Consider the following 20,442-nt stretch of genomic DNA (forward strand, 5'->3'; position numbering starts at 1 on the left):
CAGCGCCGATGGTACTGCACCCGGGAGGGTGTGGGAGAGTAGGTCACCGCCGGACACACATTAGGTCGAGGCCCCAACCACCATGGTTGGGGCCTCCCACATTTAACACACCAATCGAGCGGTTATGCTGCCGGAATGGACTTCTGGCATCGGAACCGGCTCAGCCTGAAACAGGCCGAGCTCGTTGAAACGTGGCTTCCCGGTGCCCGTCTGGTGAACGATTGTTCCTGGCAGCTCTCAGATACCGTGGTACTTGAAGTTGACCATCAAGGGCACAGGTACATCGTCAAAGCGGGGCGATCGTCCAACCACCACATACTGCGTGAAATTGAAGCCCACCAGTTGGCTACGGCTGTCCTGGTCTACCGAAACCGTGCACCGAAGCTCGTTCACTCTGACACCACTGCAAACGTCCTGATAGCAGAGTATCTGGAGGGGTGCCTCGTAGAAGGCCATGAGTCGGAATACGCGACCGGGACATACGTTCAGGCCGGGTCTCTCCTTCGTGCCTTCCATGAACAGACCTTTTACTGCGACCCCGGGTATGAGTCAGCAGCCACCGCGAAAGCACTCGCCTGGCTCGAAGGACCCCACCGCATCGACGATTCCGCCGCGCGAAGGGCCAAGGTCCTACTTCGCGACTACAAGCCGGAGCCGGTCATTGTCGTCCCGACGCACGGTGACTGGCAGCCGCGGAACTGGCTTGTCGACGGGTCTGAGCTGAAGGTCATCGATTTTGGCCGGTACGCTTTACGGCCGGCTGCCAGTGATTTATGTCGGCTGGCCGTACAACAGTGGCGTACAGCCCCCCAGTTGGAGTCGGCCTTTTTTGAGGGATACGGTTCAGATCCCAGGCGAACCACGGAATGGAGGGTGATGCTGCTGCGCGAAGCGGTGTCCACGGCTGCCTGGGCTTACCAGGTTGGCGACGAGGCATTCGAAAAACAAGGCCATCGGATGCTCGCAGAAACGCTGGAAGATTTCTAAGGGACGTCCTTGTCGCGTCGTGGGCTGGGAGAAATAGGGGACTTAGGATTGTTGAACAATCTGAGTTTTTAGGGCATTCTTGAATGAACAGCAATCCGAGACGGAGATCACAATGCCCAGCATCGACCTGAACAGCGACGTCGGCGAGTCCTTTGGGAACTGGTCCTTCGGCGACGACGCCGCCATTTTCGAGAGTGTTTCCAGCGCCAACGTAGCCTGTGGCTTCCACGCGGGCGACCCCGTGGGCATCATGGCCACGTGCCAGGCCGCCGTAAAGGCCGGCGTCACCGTGGGCGCACACCCCGGTTACCGCGACCTCGCCGGCTTTGGCCGCCGCTTCGTGGACATGACCCCGGCGGAACTCACCGCAGATGTCGTCTACCAAATCGGCGCGGTCCAGGCCGTGGCCCTCGCCGCTGGGACGGCCGTGCGCTACGTTAAGCCGCACGGCGCCCTCTACAACACCATCGTCAACCACCCCCAGCAGGCCGGCGCCGTCGTCGCCGCCATCCTGGCCGTCGACCCCAGCCTGCCCCTCATGGTCCTCCCCAACTCGGAGATTCAGCGCCAGGCCGACGCCGCCGGGCTGCGGACCGTCGCCGAAGCGTTCGCCGACCGTGCCTACAACCCCGACGGCACCCTGGTATCCCGCCGCGAGCCCGGTGCCGTGCTGCACAAGGTGGAGGACGTCGTCGAGCACGTCCTGCGCCTGGCCGGGGACGGCGTGGTCCGCGCCATCGACGGCTCCCTGGTGCCGGTCAAGGCCGAGAGCATCTGCCTGCACGGTGACACGCCGGGTGCAGTTGCCATGGCGGCCGCCGTCCGCGCCGCGCTGTTGGACGCCGGCATCCAGATCCAAAGCTTCGCCTAGCCATGGCCGCCACACAGCAGCAGGCAAAGAAGCCGCCACACGCCGAACTGACCGGCATCCGGGCCGCCGGAGACTGCGCGATCCTGGTGGAGCTCCCCACCCTGGACTCCGTCCTCAGCCTCCAGGCGCAACTCACCGCACATCCCCAGCCGGGGCAGATCGACGTGATTGCAGCAGCCCGGACCGTCCTCATCACGGCTGATTCGCCCCACGCGGTACGGGCCCTTGCCGCACACGTCCGCAGCCTCGACCTGGGAGCGCCGGCGGACAAAGAGAGCACGTTGGTCACCATCGACGTGGTGTACGACGGCGAGGACCTGGACGAGGTCGCGAAGCTCACCGGGCTGGACCATCAGGGAGTCATCGCCGCCCACACGGGCCAGCTTTGGACCGCAGCCTTTGCCGGCTTCGCACCCGGCTTCGCCTACCTCACGGGTGAAAATCCCAGCCTGGAGGTGCCGCGGCGCCACTCACCGAGGACGGCGGTGCCCGCCGGTGCGGTGGCCCTGGGCGGAGCGTACTCGGCGGTCTACCCAAGGCAGTCGCCCGGCGGCTGGCAACTCATCGGCCGGACCGAAGCCGCCATGTGGGACCTTAACCGCGAAAACCCTGCCCTCGTCCGCCCCGGCGACACGGTCCGCTTCAATCCCGTCCGGGCACAGGCGACCCTGACCGGACAGCCGGGGACCGGACAGCCTGCGATCCAAGAGTCTGCAGCCGAATCCGGGACGGATGCTTCAGGGTCCGCGGCAACGGACCACGTCACCGCAGGGATCACGGTCCGCAAACCGGGGCTGCAGTCCACCATCCAGGACCTGGGCCGCCCGGGATACGCCTCCCTCGGCGTCAGCAGTGCCGGCGCCATGGACCGGGCAGCCCTCCGCCGCGCCAACCGCCTGGTGGGCAACGCCGAGGACGCGGCCGGCATCGAACTCCTCTTTGGCGGCCTGGAACTAGAGGCCCTCACGGACCAGGTCCTGGCCGTCACCGGCGCAGACGTCCCACTGGAGGTCACGCCGGCGCAAGACGCAGCAAAAGGTACGACGGCGGTACGGCACCCTGAGTGCGGCGTACCCTTCGCCCTGCTGGAAGGGGAGAGGCTCACGGTGGGAAACCCCACGGCAGGCCTTCGCTCCTATGTCGGCGTCCGCGGCGGGATCGGCGGACCCGAAGCGCTTGGGAGCCGGTCCACGGACAGCATGTCAGGAATAGGCCCCGAACCGCTCCAGGCCGGAACCGTCCTGCCCGTGCTGGCCCCGAAGCAGGGCAGCATCGTGGGCCATCCCGAGACGTCACCCCTCCCGGACCAGGCGGGGGCAACCGTGCTCCGCGTGGTGCCCGGACCCCGGCAGGACTGGTTCAGTAGCCAGACCCTGCAGGACTTCCTGGAGCAGGACTGGACCGTCACGCCGCAGTCCAACCGGATCGGGCTGAGGCTCAACGGCCACGCCCTTGCCCGCAGCCGGGACGGCGAACTGGCCAGCGAAGGAACAGTCCGGGGCGCCATCCAGGTGCCGCCGGAAGGCCAGCCCGTCCTCTTCCTCTCCGACCACCCGGTGACGGGCGGATACCCGGTGATCGCCGTCGTCGTCCACGCGGACCTGGACAAGGCGGCCCAACTTCCCCCCGGCGCCGCTGTGCGGTTCGCCGCTGCAGCGCCCCCGGCAGAACTGCCCGAAACAGCTAAGGAAAGTCCCCATGCGTAAAGTCCTCATAGCCAACCGCGGCGAGATTGCCGTACGGATCGCCCGTGCGTGCGACGACGCAGGCCTGGAAAGCGTGGCCGTCTACGCCGACCCCGACGCCGACGCGCTGCACGTCTCAGCAGCCACGGAGGCGTATTCGCTGGCCGGGTCCAGGCCCCAGGAAACCTACCTGGACATTGACAAGATCCTGGCCATCGCGGCCAAAAGCGGCGCCGACGCCGTACACCCCGGCTACGGCTTCCTGTCCGAGAACGCAGGCTTCGCCCAGGCTGTGCTGGACGCCGGCCTGACATGGATCGGCCCGTCCCCGGAAACCATCCGCCTGCTGGGCGACAAGGTCAGCGCCCGCGAGGTGGCTGTCCGGGCCGGCGCCCCGCTGGCACCCGGCAGTGACGGGCCGGTGGAGAGCGCCGACGAAGTCCGCGCCTTCGCCGGGCAGGTGGGCCTCCCCGTGGCCATCAAGGCTGCCTTCGGCGGCGGCGGACGCGGCCTCAAAGTGGTCCGGAACCTGGCCGATATCGAGGAAAGCTTCGACTCAGCGGTCCGCGAGTCCCTTGCAGCCTTTGGCCGCAGCGAATGTTACGTGGAGAAATTCCTGGACCGGCCCCGTCACGTGGAGGCCCAGGTCATCGCGGACACGCACGGCAACGTGGTGGTGGTGGGCACACGCGACTGCTCGCTGCAGCGCCGCCACCAGAAACTCGTGGAGGAAGCCCCCGCGCCGTTCCTCACGCCGGAACAGCGGGCCGCCATCCATGCCTCGGCGAAGGCCATCTGCCGGGAGGCCGGATATGTCGGCGCCGGCACCGTGGAGTACCTGCTGGACGGCTCCGGTTTCCTCAGCTTCCTGGAGGTCAACACCCGCCTGCAGGTGGAGCACCCCATTACGGAGGAGACCTCCGGCGTGGATCTGGTGGCCGCCCAGCTGGCCATCGCAGCGGGGGAGAAGCTCCCCGTCCTGGAGGACCCGGAGCCGCGCGGCCACGCCTTCGAGTTCCGCATCAACGCCGAGGATCCGGGCCGCGGGTTCCTGCCGTCGCCCGGCACCGTGGAATCTTTCGAGGTGCCCACAGGTCCCGGGATCCGGCTGGATACGGGAGTCCGTGCCGGCTCTATGGTGCCCGGGCAGTTCGATTCGCTGCTGGCCAAACTGGTGGTCACCGGCGCGGACCGCCAGCAGGCCCTCCGGCGCGCCCGCCGCGCCCTGCAGGAACTCCGGATCGGCGGACTGGCCACCGTGCTGCCGTTCCACCGGGCAGTGGTCGAGGCGCCGGACTTCACGCGCGCGGACCGGCTGGACACCTACACCACATGGATTGAGAGCGAATTCACCACCGCCCTCGACGCGGACCCGGCCTTCAGCCCCGCCGCGCCGGAGGAACCACGCCGGACCATCGGCATCGAGGTGGACGGCAAGCGGATGGAACTGGGACTGCCCAAGGCACTGCTGGATTCCCTGCTCGACGGCGGGGGCCGGCGGAGTGCCGAACGCCCGGACACCAGCGGGGAGACCCCGCAGGAGAAGAACGACGCCGACCTGCTGGCCACCATGGCAGGCACCGTGGTGAAGTGGCTGGCAGAGCCCGGGGCAAGCGTGGAGGAGGGGGAGACGGTACTGGTCCTCGAAGCCATGAAGATGGAAACCGCCGTCGCCGCCCACCGCACCGGCACCCTGGGAGAGCAGCTCGCCGCGGCGGGAGACGCCGTCGCGCCCGGACAGGTGCTGGCCACCATCGGGTAACCGGGAAACCGGGGCCGGCGGGGCGGATATCGTGGTGCCATGACGTTTGACGAGGTGCTGGCCGATCTCCAGGCCCAAGCCAGAACCACCAAGCACGCCGAAACCGGTTTGTGGGTGGCCGCCCAGCTGCGCAGCCGGATCGCCGCGGGCCAGCTGAAGCCCGGGTCCAAGCTCGCGGAGGAAGCCCTCCGCGAGGCCCTTGGCGTGTCGCGGAACACACTCCGGGAGGCCTTTACCGCGCTCCATGCTGAACATATCGTCACCCGGATCCCCAACCGCGGCGTGTTCGTTGCGCACCCCACCGCGGACGATATCCGCGAGATCTACCGTGTCCGGCGGTTCCTTGAACCCGCCGCGGTGCTCTGGTCCCGCGACGCCTCGCCCGAGCTCCTTACGGGAATCATCAAAGCCGCCAGGGCCGCCGCCGCGGAGGGAGACATCCCCGGCATGGCCGGCGCCAACCAGAACTTCCACCGCGCCATCGTTGACCGGGCCGGCAGCGAACGGCTCAACAGCCTGATGGACCAGGTACTGGCCGAGATGCGGCTGGTGTTCCACTCCATGGCCGCCAACCCCGCTTTCCACGAGCCGTACGTGGAGGACAACGCGAAAATCGTGGAACTCCTTGAAGCCGGTGAACTGGCCGCGGCAGCGGACTTCCTGGCCGCCTACCTGGACCGCGCGGAGGCCCAGCTGCTCGACGCCGTCGGCCGCTGACGCCGCGCAGCAACAAGAACCCTGCCCCGCCCCCAACTACGTAGCGCCAAGTGCCTTTTTGATCCCTCAAAAATGTGCTTGGCGCTACCCAGTTGGGCAGCCGGCGAAAAAGGGGTTGCAGGATTGTTGAACAAAAAGCTATGCTTTAGATCACACCGTTGTTCTGCAGCTCACTGCACCCCAACGTGACAGGGGCTCCCGCCCCTCGGCGCCGTCACCCCCAACTTGACCAACCCCTGGACGCGCCGGCCCCCACTTTCGCAGACCCGTCACGGGTCCCCTGGGAAGGGATAATCATGCTTGTACTCATCGGGGTGCTGCTGGTGATCGTTGGCTTCGCCATCCGCCTGAACCCCCTGATTGTCGTCACCGTCGCCGGCATCGTCACCGCACTGCTGGGCGGAATGAACCCCGCACAGATCCTGGACTCGTTCGGCACCGGCTTCGCCAACAGCCGCTCCGTCACCATCTTCGTGGCGGTGCTGCCCGTCGTGGGCATCATCGAGTTCTTCGGGCTGCAGGAGCAGGCCAAGGTCCTCATCGGCCGGCTCGCCAAGCTCACGGCTGGCCGGGTCCTGATCGGTTACCTGGCCGTCCGCCAGATCACGGCCGCCGTAGGCCTGAACAGCATCGGCGGCCACGCCCAGACCGTCCGCCCGCTGGTGTTCCCCATGGCCGAGGGCGCCGCGCTGCGCCGCTACGGCCATGTGCCGGAAAAGATCAGCGAGAAAATCAAAGGGCACTCCGCCGGAGCGGACAACGTGGGCGTGTTCTTCGGCGAAGACGTCTTCGTGGCCGTTGGTTCCATCCTGCTGATCACCACGTTCGTGGACACCACGTACCACCTGCACCTGGAACCGCTCCAGCTGGCCCTCTGGGCCATCCCCACCGCCATCGCAGCCTTCCTCATCCACGGCTTCCGGCTCCTGCGCCTGGACAAGCAACTGGACAAGGAATACCGCGAATACGAGCTTACCGCCCCGAAGGAAGCTGCAGGAGAAGCCAAATGATCAACGTTGAAGCCGTCTACTGGCTGATCGGCATTCTGTTCATCGCCTGGGCATCACTCATTGCCGCAGACACCCACCACCCCCGCCGCTGGGGCAGCTCGGCCTTCTGGGGCCTGCTGGGCCTGTGCTTCTTCTACAGCACCTGGGTCCAGGCAGGAACCGCACCCGGCTGGATCCTGGGCATCGCCGTCCTGGTCCTGGTGGTGCTGGCCTCCACCGGCCTGCTGGGCCATGGCAAGCACCGCACCTCCACGGTCCACGAGCGGGAGGCCTTCGCCAAGCGCTTCGGCAACAAGCTCTTCATTCCGGCCCTGACGCTGCCCCTGGTCACCGTCATCCTCGTGCTGGCCGCACCCGTCCTGTCCATCGGCGGCACCCCGCTGCTCGACCCCAAGAACACCACGCTGGTAGCCCTGGCCATCGGCGCCGTGGTCGCCGTCGTCGTCGCACTCATCCTCCTCAAGCCCAAGAACCCGGCTACGCCCATCTTCGAAAGCCGCCGGATCCTCGAGTCCATCGGCTGGGCCGCGCTGCTGCCGCAGATGCTCACCACGCTGGGCATCCTCTTCACCAAGGCCGGCGTGGGCACCGCCGTGGGCACCCTGGCCTCCGGCCTGCTGCCCAAGGGCTCGCTGATCGCCGGCGTGATCGTGTACTGCGTGGGCATGTTCCTGTTCACCGTGCTGATGGGCAACGGCTTCGCGGCCTTCCCGATCATGACCGCGGCCATCGGCTGGCCCGTGCTGGTGCAGACCTTCCACGGCGACCCTGCCATCGTCTTCGCCATCGGCATGCTCGCCGGTTTCTGCGGCACCCTCTGCACGCCCATGGCCGCCAACTTCAACCTGGTGCCGTCCGCGCTGCTGGAAATGAAGAACAAGTACGGCGTCATCACGGCGCAGGTTGGCACGGCCATTCCGCTGCTGGCGGTCAACATCGCACTGATGTACTTCCTGGCCTTCCACTAACCCTTCGCTGCAAAGGAGCACCATGGACAACGACCTCCGCGCACAGGCGGCCCCGGACTACGCGGCCGTAGTGCTGGGCAACCTTTCCGAGCCCTTCCCGCACTCGGCCCACCACACGCAGGTTTCCGCCGGGGACCGGCCCATCCCGGAAGAGATCCACCCCGCGTTCTATACCTCCTTCGACTGGCATTCCTGCGTGCACATGCACTGGTTGGGGGCCAGCCTGCTGGGCTCGCCTTCTGCTGCGGCTGCCCCGGAAGGAGCGTCCGACGGCGGTGCGGCGGCTTGGGTGGACAGCTCCACGGCGGCCTCGCTGCGGGAAGCACTGGGCGCCAACCTCACACCGGCCAAGCTGGCGGTGGAACGGGACTACCTGGTGGCCAACCCGTCCTGGGAGCGCCCGTATGGCTGGGCATGGCTGATGCGGCTGGCCGCCATGTGTGCTGGCTCCGCCGATGCGCAGATCCGTGAATGGGGCGCCGCCCTGGACCCCCTGGTGGACGCCGTGGCCGGCCTCAGTACCGCTTGGATGGCCAAGGCCCAGTACCCGGTGCGGCACGGGCTGCACACCAACGCCGCGTTCGGCGTGGGCTACATGCTGGATGCCTTCCGCTCGCTGGGCCGGGCTGATGCCGCCGCAGCGTGCGAGGAAGCGGCCCGCACCTGGTTCGCGAATGACCGGGGCTGGCCGGGTGACTGGGAACTCAGCGGCCAGGACTTCCTCTCCGCGGGCCTGAGCGAGGCCGACCTGATGCGCCGTGTCCTGGCGGCCGACGAGTTTGCGGACTGGTTCGCCGGGTTCCTGCCGGGGCTTTCCGCCGGGTCGCGGATCCTGCAGCCGGTGAGCGTGACGGATGAGACGGACGGCTACCTGGTGCACCTGCACGGGCTGAACCTGACCCGTGCCGGGCAGGTGGCCCGGATCATCGCGACCCTCCGCGGGTCCGGCAGCGCTGAGGCGTCCGCCGCGGCAGCCGTGCTCGATGAGGCACTGGACCCGCTGCTGAAGGCCGGGCTCCGCGGACTGGAGAGCGGCGACTTCATGTCCACGCACTGGCTGGCCAGCTTCGCCTGGGACGCACTGGGATCCGTCGCGGCGCTGGACTGAGCCCGCAGCATTTGGCGGTATCAACCAGTCACACTCGGTTTGGACCAACGCGGTGGTGCCCTTGGGGTACCGCCGCGTTAGTCTTTACCCACCACGCCGCAGCGCGTGACCTGGGAGCAGCGGGCAGGGTTGTAATGAGCTGACCGTCCGCCCGCGAGCCCGAGGAAGCCGATGCGCCAGCACGTCAGCACATGCCTTTCAGACCCGACGATGGCCGGGGAAACCGCCACACTCAAGCCCAGGAGGAAACGGACCAGGCATCCACGGCTGGCCGTCGGGGACCGTGTCCGCTTCGCCGAGGGAACCGTGACCGGCACCGGCGTGGTGGATGCCGTGACATCCGATTACTCCGTCATCTGGGTGTGGACGGACGACGGCCAGGGCCGCCGCATGTTCCTGCAGGGCTACGGCAGCATCGTCACCGCGGTTTAGGTTCTACGATGAACCCGGGGCGGGCGGGGACGCCCGGCCACGAGCCACGCGACTCCGCCCACCACGCTTCCGAAGACGAGGAACACCAGCCAGATGTCTCTGCTGAAGGTGCGCATGTCCCGTTCGTCCGTCTGGCTGAAGTCCACCAGGCTGTAGCCCCAAATGGCCAGGCAGGGGATGAGGACCAGCCAAGGGAGCCACTGCGCGGCACCTGTCTCGTTCATAGGACCAGTATGCTCCGGTTCCCGGAAGCTGGCGGGGGCCTACTGCAGGTGATGGTTATACTCCCCGGAGCGGCGGGCACGCCGCTCGTCGGCCTGAAGGATCCCGTCGCGGACGCCCGCGCGGATGACGCCGTACAGGATGTAGAAGAAGACCCCGCCGAAAAGGGCAAGAAGGACCAGCCCGGTGACGTCACCCATGCTTGTCCTCCGCCGGCCAGTACTGCTGGGCGTCTGATGAAGCGTCACGCAACCTGCCGCCGTCGAGCATGATGGAGGTTTCCGCCAGGCCGAAGTCGGTCCATTGGGCCACCAGGCGCAGGTCTCCGGCCGGGGGAAGTGGCCACAGCCAGAGCGTGCCGGTGCCTGCGAGCTCGTCCTCGCCGCCGCCGCCTCCGCTGTTGTTGAGCGCAAGGGTGGGAGGCTCGGGTTGCTGTTCCCGGTCCATGAAGACCTGGGGTCCCAGGGCGCCGGTGCTTGCCTTGGACCCGTCAGGGAACTGGACACCGAACATCAGGCCGGTCTGCCTTCCGGTGCCGCGGCGGATGCCCCTGCCCGGCTGGAAGAACAAGTGCTGCAGATCGGCCCAGTCCTCGTCGGACTGGCTGCCGCGGCGGATGAGCCACGACACGCCGAACACGCAGCCGGTGGAGTACACATCTGCACTTTTGACTGCCACCACAATTTCCGGGGTCCGGGACAGAAACGTGCCGATCTGGACCACGGCCGGGAGTTCGTAGGCCGGGGCGGCGGCCCATGGCGGCGGGACGTGTCTTTGGGACCGGGGCCGCGGCGGCAGGGGAGGGACAGGGAAGTCCTGGAAGAAGGTCATGGTGGTCCTTGGATCCGCTGGCTGCGACCGACCAGCGGAACTGCGGCAGTGCCGCCATGGATCCCCCAATCCGTCCTTACCCGGCCAGTCTAGCCCTGGCTTGGTTGTTTCCCGCGGGGGCGAAGGGCCCAGGGTCCCCTCCGCCTTTTGGTGGGACAATGGAGGCAGGACACCTGCCACGGCGCCGGCCCGGCGACGGCACGTCCCGCCACTCATAGGAGGGGATCCTGATGGACCCCACCACCATCGTTGTCATCGTCCTTGTGGTCCTGCTGATCGTCGTTGCGAGGATGTCCATCCGGATCGTGCGCCAATACGAGAAGGGCGTGCTGTTCCGGCTTGGCAGGGTTGTTGGCGTCAGGGATCCCGGGCTGCGGCTGATTATCCCCGTCATCGACCGGCTGCCGCTGGTCAGCCTGCGTATCGTCACCATGCCCATCCAGTCCCAAGGCATCATCACGCAGGACAATGTCAGCGTCGATGTCTCGGCGGTGGCCTACTACCGGGTGGTGGACGCCGTGAAGTCAGTCATCGCGATCGAAAACGTGGCCGCCGCCATCGACCAGATCGCCCAGACCACCCTGCGGAAGGTCGTCGGCCGCCACACGCTGGACCAGACCCTGTCCGAGACCGAAAGGATCAACGGCGACATCCGCGAAATCCTCGACGTACTCACCGTCGAATGGGGTGTGGAGGTCACCCTGGTGGAGCTGAAGGACATCCAGCTGCCGGACAGCATGAAGCGCGCCATGGCCCGCCAGGCCGAAGCCGAACGTGAGAAGAGGGCGAAGATCATCGCCGCCGAAGGCGAAGCCATCGCGGCAGCTGCCCTCGGTGACGCCTCCGACACGATGATGGCCCACCCGCTGGCGCTGCAGCTCCGCAACCTGCAGTCCCTGGTGGAAATCGGCGTGGACAAGAACACCACCGTCGTCTTCCCCGCCCCGCTCATGAGCACCATCGGCGAACTTTCCGCATTCCTGGCCCGCGAAAACCAAGCCGCGTCCGCGGGCGGGAAGTCACCGGTCAAAGCGGCCTGACGCCAACTACCGCACCGCACCCGCGCGCAGGTGGAGCATCCCGGCTGCTTACAGCATGTTCCGGCGTTTCGGTGCATAACTCCGGCGGGCACTAAAGTCGATGCCATGACCACTGCTGCTCTACGGCCTGTCTACTTTCTCTCGGACAGTACCGGCATCACCGCGGAAACGCTGGGCAATACGTTGCTGACCCAGTTCCCGGTGGCCAACTTTGACCGTGTCACCATCCCGTTTATCACCACGGCCGAACAGGCGCGGTCCGTGGTGCGCACCATCGACGGCCTGGCCGCCACCGGGCCCCAGCCGCTGGTATTCTCCACCGCCGTCAGCAGCGAGATCCGGCAGATCCTGGCGGGTTGCAAGGGCGTCATCGTGGACCTGATCGGCACCCACGTGGGTGTCCTTGAAGACGCGCTGGGCACGCCCGCCAGCGGCGAACCGGGCAGGGCGCACGGGCTGGGAAACGCCGCGCGCTACCAGTCCAGGATGGCGGCGGTGGAGTATGCGATGGAGCACGACGACGGACAGAGCCTGCGTGCGCTGGAAAAGGCCCAGGTGATCCTGGTGGCCCCGTCCCGGTGCGGCAAGACGCCCACCACCATGTACCTGGCGCTGCAGCACGGAATCTTCGCGGCGAACTTCCCGCTGGTGGATGAGGACTTCCAGCGGGACGGGCTGCCCAAGCCGCTGCGGCCTTTCGTGTCGAAGTGTTTCGGCCTGTCCTCCAACCCGCTGCGCCTGAGCCAGATCCGCACCGAACGGCGGCCCAGCTCGCCCTACGCGTCGCTGCGGCAGTGCGGTTTTGAGCTGCGCAGCGCCGAGCAGCTGTATGTCTCGCACCGGATCCCGTACCTGAACTCGGCCACCGTCTCCGTGGAGGAAATGGCGGCCACCATCCTGCAGCGGATGAACCTTAAGCACTAGCGGACTTTCATAAATGTGGCATGGCGCACATCATGTGGAAAGTCCGCTGAAGACCTGAAACTGTTAGCAGGATCTTTCTTCCGGCTGGCACTACCGTGCGCGGCCGGCAATGCCTACGCCACCCTCTGCAAAGGAGCAGTAACTATGACGACAGACGTTCTGTGGTTCTCTGAACTTGGACTCAAGGACCTGGACAAGGTGGGTGGCAAGAATGCCTCCCTGGGCGAGATGGTGCAGAACCTCACCTCCGCCGGCGTGCAGGTCCCGGACGGCTTCGCCACCACCGCGGACGCCTACCGCAGGTTCCTGGCCGACTCTGGCCTGGACCAGAAAATCGCCGACCGGCTGGTGGGGCTGGACACCGATGACGTGACTGCCCTGGCCTCCGCCGGCCAGGAAATCCGGGCCCTGGTCCGCGATACACCCTTCCTGCCGGACTTCGAGGCGCAGGTGCGCGAGGCGTACCAGCAGCTGGTGGACAAGCACGAGGGCTCCGCGGATCTGTCCTGGGCCGTCCGCTCCAGCGCCACCGCCGAGGACCTTCCCGATGCCTCCTTCGCCGGGCAGCAGGAAACCTTCCTGAACGTCCGCGGGATCGAAAACATCCTCCAGGCCATCAAGGACGTCTTCGCCTCGCTCTACAACGACCGCGCCATCGCCTACCGCGTGCACCACAAGTTCGAGCACGCCGAGGTGGCACTCTCGGCGGGCATCCAGCGCATGGTGCGTTCCGACGTCGGCGCTTCCGGCGTCATGTTCACCATGGACACCGAGTCCGGCTTCCAGGACGCCGTCTTCGTCACCTCCTCCTACGGGCTGGGCGAAGCCGTGGTGCAGGGCGCCGTGAACCCGGACGAGTTCTATGTCTACAAGCCCGCCCTGGCCGCCGGCCGTCCCGCGATCCTCAAGCGCGGCCTCGGTGAGAAGGCGCTGCAGATGACCTACACCACCAACAGCGAGATCGGCCGCACCATCGACTTCGTGCCGGTGGAGGATTCCCTGCGCGCACGCTTCAGCCTGACGGACGACGACGTGGAGCAGCTTGCCCGTCACGCCGTCGCCATTGAGAAGCATTACGGCCGCCCGATGGACATTGAGTGGGGCAAGGACGGCATCGACGGCGGACTGTACATCCTGCAGGCCCGCCCGGAAACCGTGCAGTCCCGCCGGGCACCCGGCAGCATGACCCGGTTCCGCCTCAATGGCACCGGCCCGGTGCTGGTGGAAGGCCGCGCCATCGGCCAGCGGATCGGGGCCGGCAAGGTCCGGATCCTGACCGCCATTGACCAGATGGCTTCCTTCCAGACCGGCGACGTCCTGGTGGCGGACATGACCGACCCCGACTGGGAACCGATCATGAAGCGCGCCTCCGCCATCGTCACCAACCGCGGCGGACGGACGTGCCACGCGGCCATCATCGCCCGCGAACTGGGGATCCCCGCCGTCGTCGGGACCGGGAACGCCACCGACGCCCTCTCCGACGGCCAGGAAGTCACCGTCTCCTGCGCCGACGGCGAGACCGGGGCCATCTACGAGGGGCTGCTGGACTTCAGCGTCGAGGAAACCGGCATCACCAACCTGCCGGAGGCGCCGGTAAAGGTGATGATGAACGTGGGCACGCCGGAGCAGGCCTTCACGTTCGCGCAGCTGCCCAACCACGGCGTGGGCCTGGCCCGGCTCGAATTCATCATCAACCGCCAGATCGGCATCCACCCCAAGGCCCTGCTCAACCTGGACAGCCAGCCGGAGGACGTGGCCGCGGAGATCCGGGAGCGCATCAGCGCCTACGACAGCCCGCGCGACTACTACATCAAGCGCCTGGCCGAGGGCGTGGCCACCATCGCGGCCGCCTTTGCGCCGGAGCCGGTGATCGTCCGCATGTCCGACTTCAAGTCCAACGAATACGCCAACCTGGTCGGCGGCCCGGCGTACGAGCCGCACGAAGAAAACCCCATGATCGGCTTCCGCGGTGCGTCCCGCTACTTGGAGCCGTCCTTCCGGGACTGCTTCGACCTGGAGTGCGAGGCATTGTCCTTCGTGCGCAACGAGATGGGCCTGACCAACGTCAAGCTGATGATCCCGTTCGTGCGGACCCTGGACGAGGCGCGGGGCGTCATCGAACTGCTCGCCGAGAACGGCCTGCGCCGCGGCGAGAACGGGCTCGAGGTGATCATGATGTGCGAACTGCCGTCCAACGCGCTGCTCGCCGACGAGTTCCTGGAGTACTTCGACGGGTTCTCCATCGGCTCCAACGACATGACGCAGCTGACCCTGGGCCTGGACCGTGACTCAGCGATCGTGGCCAACAGCTTCGACGAGCGGGACGCGGCCGTGAAGAAGCTGCTCAGCATGGCCATCAAGGCGTGCCGGGCCCGCGAAAAGTACGTGGGCATCTGCGGCCAAGGCCCCAGCGACCACCCCGACTTCGCCGAATGGCTGGTGCAGGAAGGCGTCAATTCCGTCTCCCTGAACCCGGACACCGTGGTGGACACCTGGCTCCGGCTCGCCGGGGCAGCAGAGGATGCATCGGCAGGTGCCGCCGCCGGCGCGCCCGCTGCCGCCGTCGGCGCGGCCTGACCTGCAGCCCTCAGTTGAAGGGGCGGTTTCTGCATGGCCCACCGGCCGTGCCGGAACCGCCCCTTCGCGTGGAAAGCCTGCCCGTCGCATTAAGTGGGGCGCCGGCGGAGGTAGCCGGTCACTTTCCCGGCGGCGCCTCAGCCGGGGTTCCCGGCTGCCAGGATCTGTTCGCGCAGGATGTCCGCGTGCCGCAGTGCTGTGCCAGTTCCCGCAGCATGTGGAGGTAGACCCAGCGGAGCGGGAGCGGCCCCCGTCGGTTGCCGGTGACCACGTCCTCCAGACCCAGGGCCGCCGCCGCTGCCCGGGATGCTGTGCAGGCCTCCCGGTGGGCCGCCCGGACGGAAGCGATGGTGTCGCCGTCGGCCAGGATGAACGATTCGTCGGGGGTGGCCGGGATGCCGATCTCGCTGCGCGGCCGGCCGGTGATGGCTTCGTCAAACCAGACCCTCTCCACGAAGGTGGCATGCTTCACCAATCCCAGCAGGGTGGTGCGGGACGGGACCAGACGGCGGCGGGCCTGCTCCTCGGTGAGCCCGGCCAGGCACTCGTTGAGCATTTCCCGGTGCTGGTCGATAAAGAACTCGAACTGGATGCGTTCGGGTTCGCCGATGACGTCGTCCATGGAGTGGAAGTGGGAAGCCATACGCAGACCCTAGCAAGCCGGGCTCCCATGCACTGCGGCTACTGCCGCGGCTCGGGCGGGCGCCGGTGCCGGTGGTGCAGCTCGTAGTGGTCGAACACATCGGATGACGTGTCTCCCACGTGGCCGAACTTCCCCCGCAGTACCCCGGCCAGGTCCTCAAGCGCCGCGTAGAGCATCCGGCCGGCGAACCGAAGCTCGGGGTTGTCGCTGTCCTGGGCATCGGAGGCCAGGCGGTGCGCATAGGCGATGGTTGCCGGAAGGGACCCGCGCTGCTCCACGTCATGGAAATAGTAGGTCTCGTGGAAGGACAGCAGGTCGATGCTCACGGAGGCCACGTTTCCGGCCATCGATTCCAGCAGCGCCGCCGCGTGCCGGGCCTCAAGCGAAGCGACGCCGGACGGGCCGGCCGCATCGCGGAAGAGGTTGAGTTGATGGGCAAGGGCGCGCCGCCGGCTCAGCGCGGGGTAGGTCTGCAGGATCCACGAGACCGTGGCGCTGAGCAGGCCGAAACCGGCCACGGCCTGGAACGCCATCACCAGCCGCAGCAGCGGATGCGTTGCCACGATCTCGCCGAACCCTGCGGTGGAAAGGGCCACCAGCGAGATATACAGGGCCTCGGCGAAATCGGCCTGCCGGGGCACGTTGGCCGAGTAGGAGAACCCGTCCGGAAGGTGCGGGAGGTACAGAAGCGCCCAGCCCACGGCGGCCAAGGCGGCCCATGCGGCGATAACGGCGGCCATGGCCAGCGGTGCAGCAACGGTGGAGACGCCGCCCCGGAGCTTCCGGGATGCCAGCCAGACCCCGCGCATGATGGTCCGGCCCACCGGACCCGAACCGTGCGGGTACAGGAGCGTGTGGAAGACGTCGGCAACCATCAGCAGAATCAGCGCCGCGCCGGCCACGGTCAGGAGCACGCTCTCGAAGTCCATGCCTCATCTTAAGTGCGCAGGATCGCCCGCCGCCGTGGCGGACACTGCAAGGGGTACGACGACGGCGGCCAGCTTGGTGCCCGGTGCGACTGGTTAGGCTGGCGCCATGGACTTTACACTTCGCCAGGCCACCCCGGAGGACGCCGAGGCAGTGGTGCTGATGCAGACCCTGGCGCACGAGGAGTGCTACCGGCACCTGCTCTCGCCGGAGTTCTTCCAGCGGCGCAGGGCAACCATCCCGGAACGGGTGGAACGCCGCCGTGCCTTCCTGGCCACCGACGATCCGCGGATCCTTGCCTTCGACGCCAAGGGGCAACTGGCGGGCTACGCGGACGCAGGCCCTGGCCGGGAGGACGACGCCCCTGAACCGGTCGAACTGTACTCGATCTACACCCTCCGCCGGACGTACGGGACCGGGCTGGGGGCGGCCCTGGTGCGTGCCGCCGTCGGCTCCGGTCCCTCCTACCTCTGGGTGGTGGAGAACAACCCCCGGGCGCTCGCGTTCTACCTCAAGCAGGGATTCCGGCCCGACGGCAAGCGCAACACCCTCCCGCCGGAGTGGGAGGAACTGCCCGAGTTCCGGCTGGTCCGGCGGGATGAAGCAGGAATCCAAAGATGAGCAGGACCTACACGTACTTTGCGGCCCTGGTGGGCACCGTCTGCGTCGCGTTCATCCTCGCCATGCTCTTCCTTCCGCTGACGCGCACTGTCCGCAGCGATGTGCTGCAGGGCTTCCTGATCGGCTTCGGTCTGGCCTTCGTCACAGCCCAGGCCTACGCGAGGATCACGGCCGTCAGGGCCAATGGGTGGACCACCATGCCACGCTTGGGCAATCCGGGCAACGGCATGCTGATGCGGGCGGCCTGCGCGCAGCTGTTCCCCGGCCCCGTCAACACGGCAGAGGAAGCGGTGTACTGGTGGACCAACTCGGATGGAGCAGGCGCCCCGCTGGACGGCCGGCACCGCTACGTCCTCCGGTTCCCTGCCGGCGGCCTGCCGCCAAACGACGCCTTTTGGTCGCTGACCATGGGGGACGCGCGGAACCGCTTCGTCCCCAATCCCATCCGGAGGTACAGCGTGGGCGACCGGTCCGGGCTCGTCCCCAACCCTGATGGCTCGGTCGACATCTCCATCCAGGCCGCCCCTCCGCCGGACCGGGAAAGCAACTGGCTTCCCGCGCCGTCCGGGAAGTTCATTTTGTGGCTGCGCGTCTACCAGCCGGGCCCGGCGATCCTGGGCGGAAACTACGTGGTGCCGGCCGTGGCCAGGGCGGGAGGCGCGAAGCCATGAGGCCGGAGCACCTCCTGATCTTCGGCGCGGTCATGGCCGCCACCTGGTTCGCTGCGATCTATTTTTGGCCCCGCATGCTCCTCTCCGTGTTCAAGCGCGCCATCCTGGTCAAGGGGTTCGGCGAGGGACCCATCCCCGCCAACACGCTTTACACCCAGTCGCAGGCCCTCTTCGCTGACCCCCTTAAGGTGCCCGCAGGCGGCTCAAAGCTTGCCTCGGCCGGCGTCAACCGGGACACCCTCCTGACCCTCGCCTGGCTGGACCTCTCGAAAGGCGCGCTGGTCCTCCACGTCCCGGACATGGCGGGCCGCTACTACAGCGTCCAGTTCACCAACCCGGCGGACAACACCAATTTCGCCTACGTGGGGAAGCGCACCACAGGTACCGGGGCGGGCAATTTCCTCATCACCGGGCCTGGGTGGTCAGGCACCGTCCCCGCCGGGACGGGGCACATTCCGTCGCCACGGCGTTCGGTGCTCCTGATCGGCAGGGTGCTGGTCTACGACGACGCCGACCTGGCAACCGCGCACGGGCTTTCCACGCAGATGAGCCTGGCGCCGGCACGGCAACGCCAGGCAGGGGAGTAAGCACGACGGCGGCGGCCGGCCCGGTTGCCCCCGGGCCCGAGTGCGGCCTCGGTTTACAGTGCGGCGGCCAGGGTCCGGCCCACGGTGAGGCCAGTGAAGAGGCAGCCCCCAAGGAACGTGCCTTCCAGCGCGTTGTACCCGTGGGCGCCGCCGCCGCCAAAGCCCGCAGCCTCGCCCGCGGCGTAGAGCCCGGGAATGGGGGCGCCGTCCTGCCCGAGGGCCTGCCCATCCAGGTTGGTCTGGATCCCGCCCAGCGACTTCCGCGTGACAATGTGCAGCCGGACGGCGATCAGCGGCCCGGCCTTGGGGTCCAGGATCCGGTGCGGCTTCACGGTCCGGAAGAGCCTGTCTCCCAGATACCTGCGGCTGTTGCGGATGCCCGCGACCTGGGCGTCCTTGGAATAGGGGTTCCGGACCTCCGCGTCGCGCTCCTCGATCTGGCGCCGGAGCAGTGCCTGGTCCAGCAGCGGCTGGTCCGTCAGCCCGTTCATCCCGCGCACCAGCTCCTCCAGGGTGTCCGCCACCACGAAGTCCGCGCCGTGTTCCTTGAACGCCTCGATGGGTCCGGACGCGCCGCGGCCCAGCCGGGTCTTAAGCAGCAGCTTCAGGTCCCGGTTGGTGATGTCCGGGTTCTGCTCCGAGCCGGAGAGGGCGAGTTCCTTTTCGATGATGCGCTGGTTGAGGATGAACCAGGAATGGTCGTACTGCCCGAGGCCAGGCGTGGTCCGCAGCAGGCGCAGGGTGCCCAGGGTGTCGTAGCCGGGCAGGCCGGGGGAGGGGAGCCGCCGGCCCAGGGCGTCGAACCACAGTGACGAGGGCCCGGGGAGGATCCGGATGGCATGGTCCGGCCAGATGGGGTTCCAGTTCTGGATCCCTTCGGTGTAGTGCCACATGCGGTCCCGGTTCACCAGCCGCACCCCGGACGCGTCCGCGATGTCCAGCATCCGCCCGTCCACATGCTGCGGAACCCCGGTGACCATCTTCCGCGGCGGCGTCCCCAGCCGGTCGGGCCACCATTTCCGCACCAGGGCGTGGTTGCCGCCGATGCCGCCGGACGCGATCACCACGGCCTGCGCCCGCAGCTCGAACTCCCGGACGACGTCCCGGTTGGAGGACACGCCGCGCGGGGCATCATCAGGCACCAGCACGGCGCCGCGGACCCCGGTGACCGTGCCGCCGTCGTACGTTAAACCGTCCACCCGGTGCCGGAAGAAGAACCGGACGCCGCCCGCCGAAGCGGCCGCCCGGGCCTTGGCGGCGAACGGTTCCGACACCCCGGTGCCGGTGCCCCAGGGCACGTGGAAGCGGGGGACGGAGTTGCCATGGCCGCCGGCCCTGCCGTCGCCGCGTTCGGCCCAGCCCACCAGGGGCGTGAAGCGGATGCCCTGCTCGTGCAGCCAGGCGCGTTTCTCGCCGGCGGCGAACTCCACGAACGCCCTGCCCCACCGCTGCGCCCACTCGTCCTCGGGAAGCGGACCGGACAAACGGTCCCACTGCGCCGACCCCTGCCAGTCCTGCCAGGCCAGCTCGAAGGAGTCCTTCACGCCCAGGCGGCGCTGCATCGGAGTGTCCACCAGGAAGAGGCCGCCCAGCGACCAGAACGCCTGACCGCCCAGGTTGGCAGGGTTCTCCTGCTCCACAATGGCCACCCGCTTGCCGGCCCGGACCAGCTCATTGCCGGCCACCAGCCCGGCCAGCCCGCCGCCGATGATGATGACGTCCGCGTCCATCCGGTCCCTGCTTCCACCTACTGACAAGTAGCTCCAACGTACAGCAGTGGCCGTACACAGCTACCGTTTGCCGAGCATTTCCCGCCGCTCGGCGCAGGATTAGTATGTTTACTGATGATTTGGCCGATG

The 20,442-nt window shown here is 67.6% G+C and carries 20 protein-coding genes and 1 pseudogene; 15 read left to right on the forward strand and 6 right to left on the reverse strand.

Annotation, left to right across the window (positions count from 1 at the left end; translation table 11 throughout):
• Positions 1-135: 135 nt before the first annotated feature.
• The 9 genes from ACTJK0_RS14130 to ACTJK0_RS14170 all read left to right on the forward strand — a co-directional run bounded on the left by ACTJK0_RS14130 (position 136) and on the right by ACTJK0_RS14170 (position 9,540).
• On the forward strand, positions 136-987 hold the full coding sequence (locus ACTJK0_RS14130; protein ID WP_440745581.1) for a phosphotransferase: 852 nt from the start codon (positions 136-138) through the stop codon (positions 985-987).
• A gap of 112 nt (positions 988-1,099) precedes the next feature.
• Complete coding sequence (locus ACTJK0_RS14135) at positions 1,100-1,858, forward strand: LamB/YcsF family protein (RefSeq protein WP_440745582.1); 759 nt, start codon at positions 1,100-1,102, stop codon at positions 1,856-1,858.
• 2 nt (positions 1,859-1,860) lie between these two features.
• Positions 1,861-3,564 (forward strand): 5-oxoprolinase/urea amidolyase family protein, encoded by a 1,704-nt coding sequence (locus tag ACTJK0_RS14140; RefSeq protein WP_440745583.1) that lies wholly within the window; start codon positions 1,861-1,863, stop codon positions 3,562-3,564.
• On the forward strand, positions 3,557-5,305 hold the full coding sequence (locus ACTJK0_RS14145; protein WP_440745584.1) for an acetyl/propionyl/methylcrotonyl-CoA carboxylase subunit alpha: 1,749 nt from the start codon (positions 3,557-3,559) through the stop codon (positions 5,303-5,305). Before ACTJK0_RS14140 ends, ACTJK0_RS14145 begins: the two co-directional genes overlap by 8 nt.
• A 39-nt stretch (positions 5,306-5,344) precedes the next feature.
• Positions 5,345-6,022, forward strand: coding sequence for a GntR family transcriptional regulator (locus ACTJK0_RS14150; RefSeq protein WP_440745585.1), 678 nt, complete (start codon positions 5,345-5,347; stop codon positions 6,020-6,022).
• A 296-nt stretch (positions 6,023-6,318) separates the two neighbouring features.
• Positions 6,319-7,032 (forward strand): DUF969 domain-containing protein, encoded by a 714-nt coding sequence (locus tag ACTJK0_RS14155; RefSeq protein WP_110542578.1) that lies wholly within the window; start codon positions 6,319-6,321, stop codon positions 7,030-7,032.
• A complete protein-coding gene (locus tag ACTJK0_RS14160; protein WP_110542579.1) occupies positions 7,029-8,000 on the forward strand; it encodes a DUF979 domain-containing protein in 972 nt (323 codons plus the stop codon). The genes ACTJK0_RS14155 and ACTJK0_RS14160 overlap by 4 nt, the downstream gene beginning before the upstream one ends.
• A 22-nt stretch (positions 8,001-8,022) precedes the next feature.
• Entirely contained in the window at positions 8,023-9,108 is a 1,086-nt protein-coding gene (locus tag ACTJK0_RS14165) for a DUF2891 family protein (protein WP_440745586.1), read from the forward strand.
• Positions 9,109-9,279: 171 nt separating this feature from the next.
• Positions 9,280-9,540, forward strand: coding sequence for a hypothetical protein (locus tag ACTJK0_RS14170; protein ID WP_440745587.1), 261 nt, complete (start codon positions 9,280-9,282; stop codon positions 9,538-9,540).
• Here ACTJK0_RS14170 and ACTJK0_RS14175 read toward each other — a convergent pair.
• Genes ACTJK0_RS14175 through ACTJK0_RS14185 form a run of 3 tightly spaced genes read right to left on the reverse strand, consistent with a single transcriptional unit; the run spans position 9,537 to position 10,593 of the window.
• Complete coding sequence (locus tag ACTJK0_RS14175; RefSeq protein ID WP_440745588.1) at positions 9,537-9,764, reverse strand: PLDc N-terminal domain-containing protein; 228 nt, start codon at positions 9,762-9,764, stop codon at positions 9,537-9,539. The genes ACTJK0_RS14170 and ACTJK0_RS14175 overlap by 4 nt on opposite strands.
• Positions 9,765-9,803: 39 nt before the next feature.
• Positions 9,804-9,962: a hypothetical protein gene (locus ACTJK0_RS14180; protein WP_440745589.1), complete on the reverse strand. Its 159-nt coding sequence runs from the start codon at positions 9,960-9,962 to the stop codon at positions 9,804-9,806.
• Entirely contained in the window at positions 9,955-10,593 is a 639-nt protein-coding gene (locus ACTJK0_RS14185; protein WP_440745590.1) for a hypothetical protein, read from the reverse strand. Before ACTJK0_RS14185 ends, ACTJK0_RS14180 begins: the two co-directional genes overlap by 8 nt.
• A 230-nt stretch (positions 10,594-10,823) precedes the next feature.
• On the opposite strand from ACTJK0_RS14185, the gene ACTJK0_RS14190 reads away from it, so the two are divergent.
• The 3 genes from ACTJK0_RS14190 to ppsA all read left to right on the forward strand — a co-directional run bounded on the left by ACTJK0_RS14190 (position 10,824) and on the right by ppsA (position 15,134).
• The gene (locus ACTJK0_RS14190; protein WP_440745591.1) at positions 10,824-11,633 is read left to right on the forward strand and encodes a slipin family protein; all 810 of its coding nucleotides are present in this window, start codon (positions 10,824-10,826) and stop codon (positions 11,631-11,633) included.
• Between the two features lie 105 nt (positions 11,634-11,738).
• Entirely contained in the window at positions 11,739-12,557 is an 819-nt protein-coding gene (locus tag ACTJK0_RS14195) for a pyruvate, water dikinase regulatory protein (protein ID WP_440745592.1), read from the forward strand.
• Between the two features lie 144 nt (positions 12,558-12,701).
• Complete coding sequence (ppsA, locus tag ACTJK0_RS14200) at positions 12,702-15,134, forward strand: phosphoenolpyruvate synthase (RefSeq protein WP_440745593.1); 2,433 nt, start codon at positions 12,702-12,704, stop codon at positions 15,132-15,134.
• Between the two features lie 137 nt (positions 15,135-15,271).
• Here ppsA and ACTJK0_RS14205 read toward each other — a convergent pair.
• Together ACTJK0_RS14205 and ACTJK0_RS14210 are read right to left on the reverse strand one after the other, a co-directional pair.
• Positions 15,272-15,777 (reverse strand): annotated as a pseudogene (locus tag ACTJK0_RS14205) (DinB family protein).
• A 38-nt stretch (positions 15,778-15,815) separates the two neighbouring features.
• Positions 15,816-16,706: a potassium channel family protein gene (locus ACTJK0_RS14210; RefSeq protein ID WP_110542586.1), complete on the reverse strand. Its 891-nt coding sequence runs from the start codon at positions 16,704-16,706 to the stop codon at positions 15,816-15,818.
• A gap of 106 nt (positions 16,707-16,812) precedes the next feature.
• Here ACTJK0_RS14210 and ACTJK0_RS14215 point away from each other — a divergent pair, with 106 nt between their 5' ends.
• Genes ACTJK0_RS14215 through ACTJK0_RS14225 form a run of 3 tightly spaced genes read left to right on the forward strand, consistent with a single transcriptional unit; the run spans position 16,813 to position 18,583 of the window.
• Positions 16,813-17,325: a GNAT family N-acetyltransferase gene (locus ACTJK0_RS14215; RefSeq protein WP_110542587.1), complete on the forward strand. Its 513-nt coding sequence runs from the start codon at positions 16,813-16,815 to the stop codon at positions 17,323-17,325.
• Positions 17,322-17,996, forward strand: a complete 675-nt coding sequence (locus ACTJK0_RS14220; protein WP_440745594.1) for a DUF1214 domain-containing protein — start codon at positions 17,322-17,324, stop codon at positions 17,994-17,996. Before ACTJK0_RS14215 ends, ACTJK0_RS14220 begins: the two co-directional genes overlap by 4 nt.
• A complete protein-coding gene (locus ACTJK0_RS14225; protein WP_440745595.1) occupies positions 17,993-18,583 on the forward strand; it encodes a DUF1254 domain-containing protein in 591 nt (196 codons plus the stop codon). The genes ACTJK0_RS14220 and ACTJK0_RS14225 overlap by 4 nt, the downstream gene beginning before the upstream one ends.
• Positions 18,584-18,636: 53 nt before the next feature.
• Here ACTJK0_RS14225 and ACTJK0_RS14230 read toward each other — a convergent pair whose 3' ends face one another.
• Positions 18,637-20,313 (reverse strand): FAD-binding dehydrogenase, encoded by a 1,677-nt coding sequence (locus ACTJK0_RS14230; protein WP_440745645.1) that lies wholly within the window; start codon positions 20,311-20,313, stop codon positions 18,637-18,639.
• Positions 20,314-20,442: the final 129 nt, after the last annotated feature.

This window comes from Paenarthrobacter sp. 22069 (genome assembly GCF_052046035.1).
Taxonomy (GTDB): domain Bacteria; phylum Actinomycetota; class Actinomycetes; order Actinomycetales; family Micrococcaceae; genus Arthrobacter.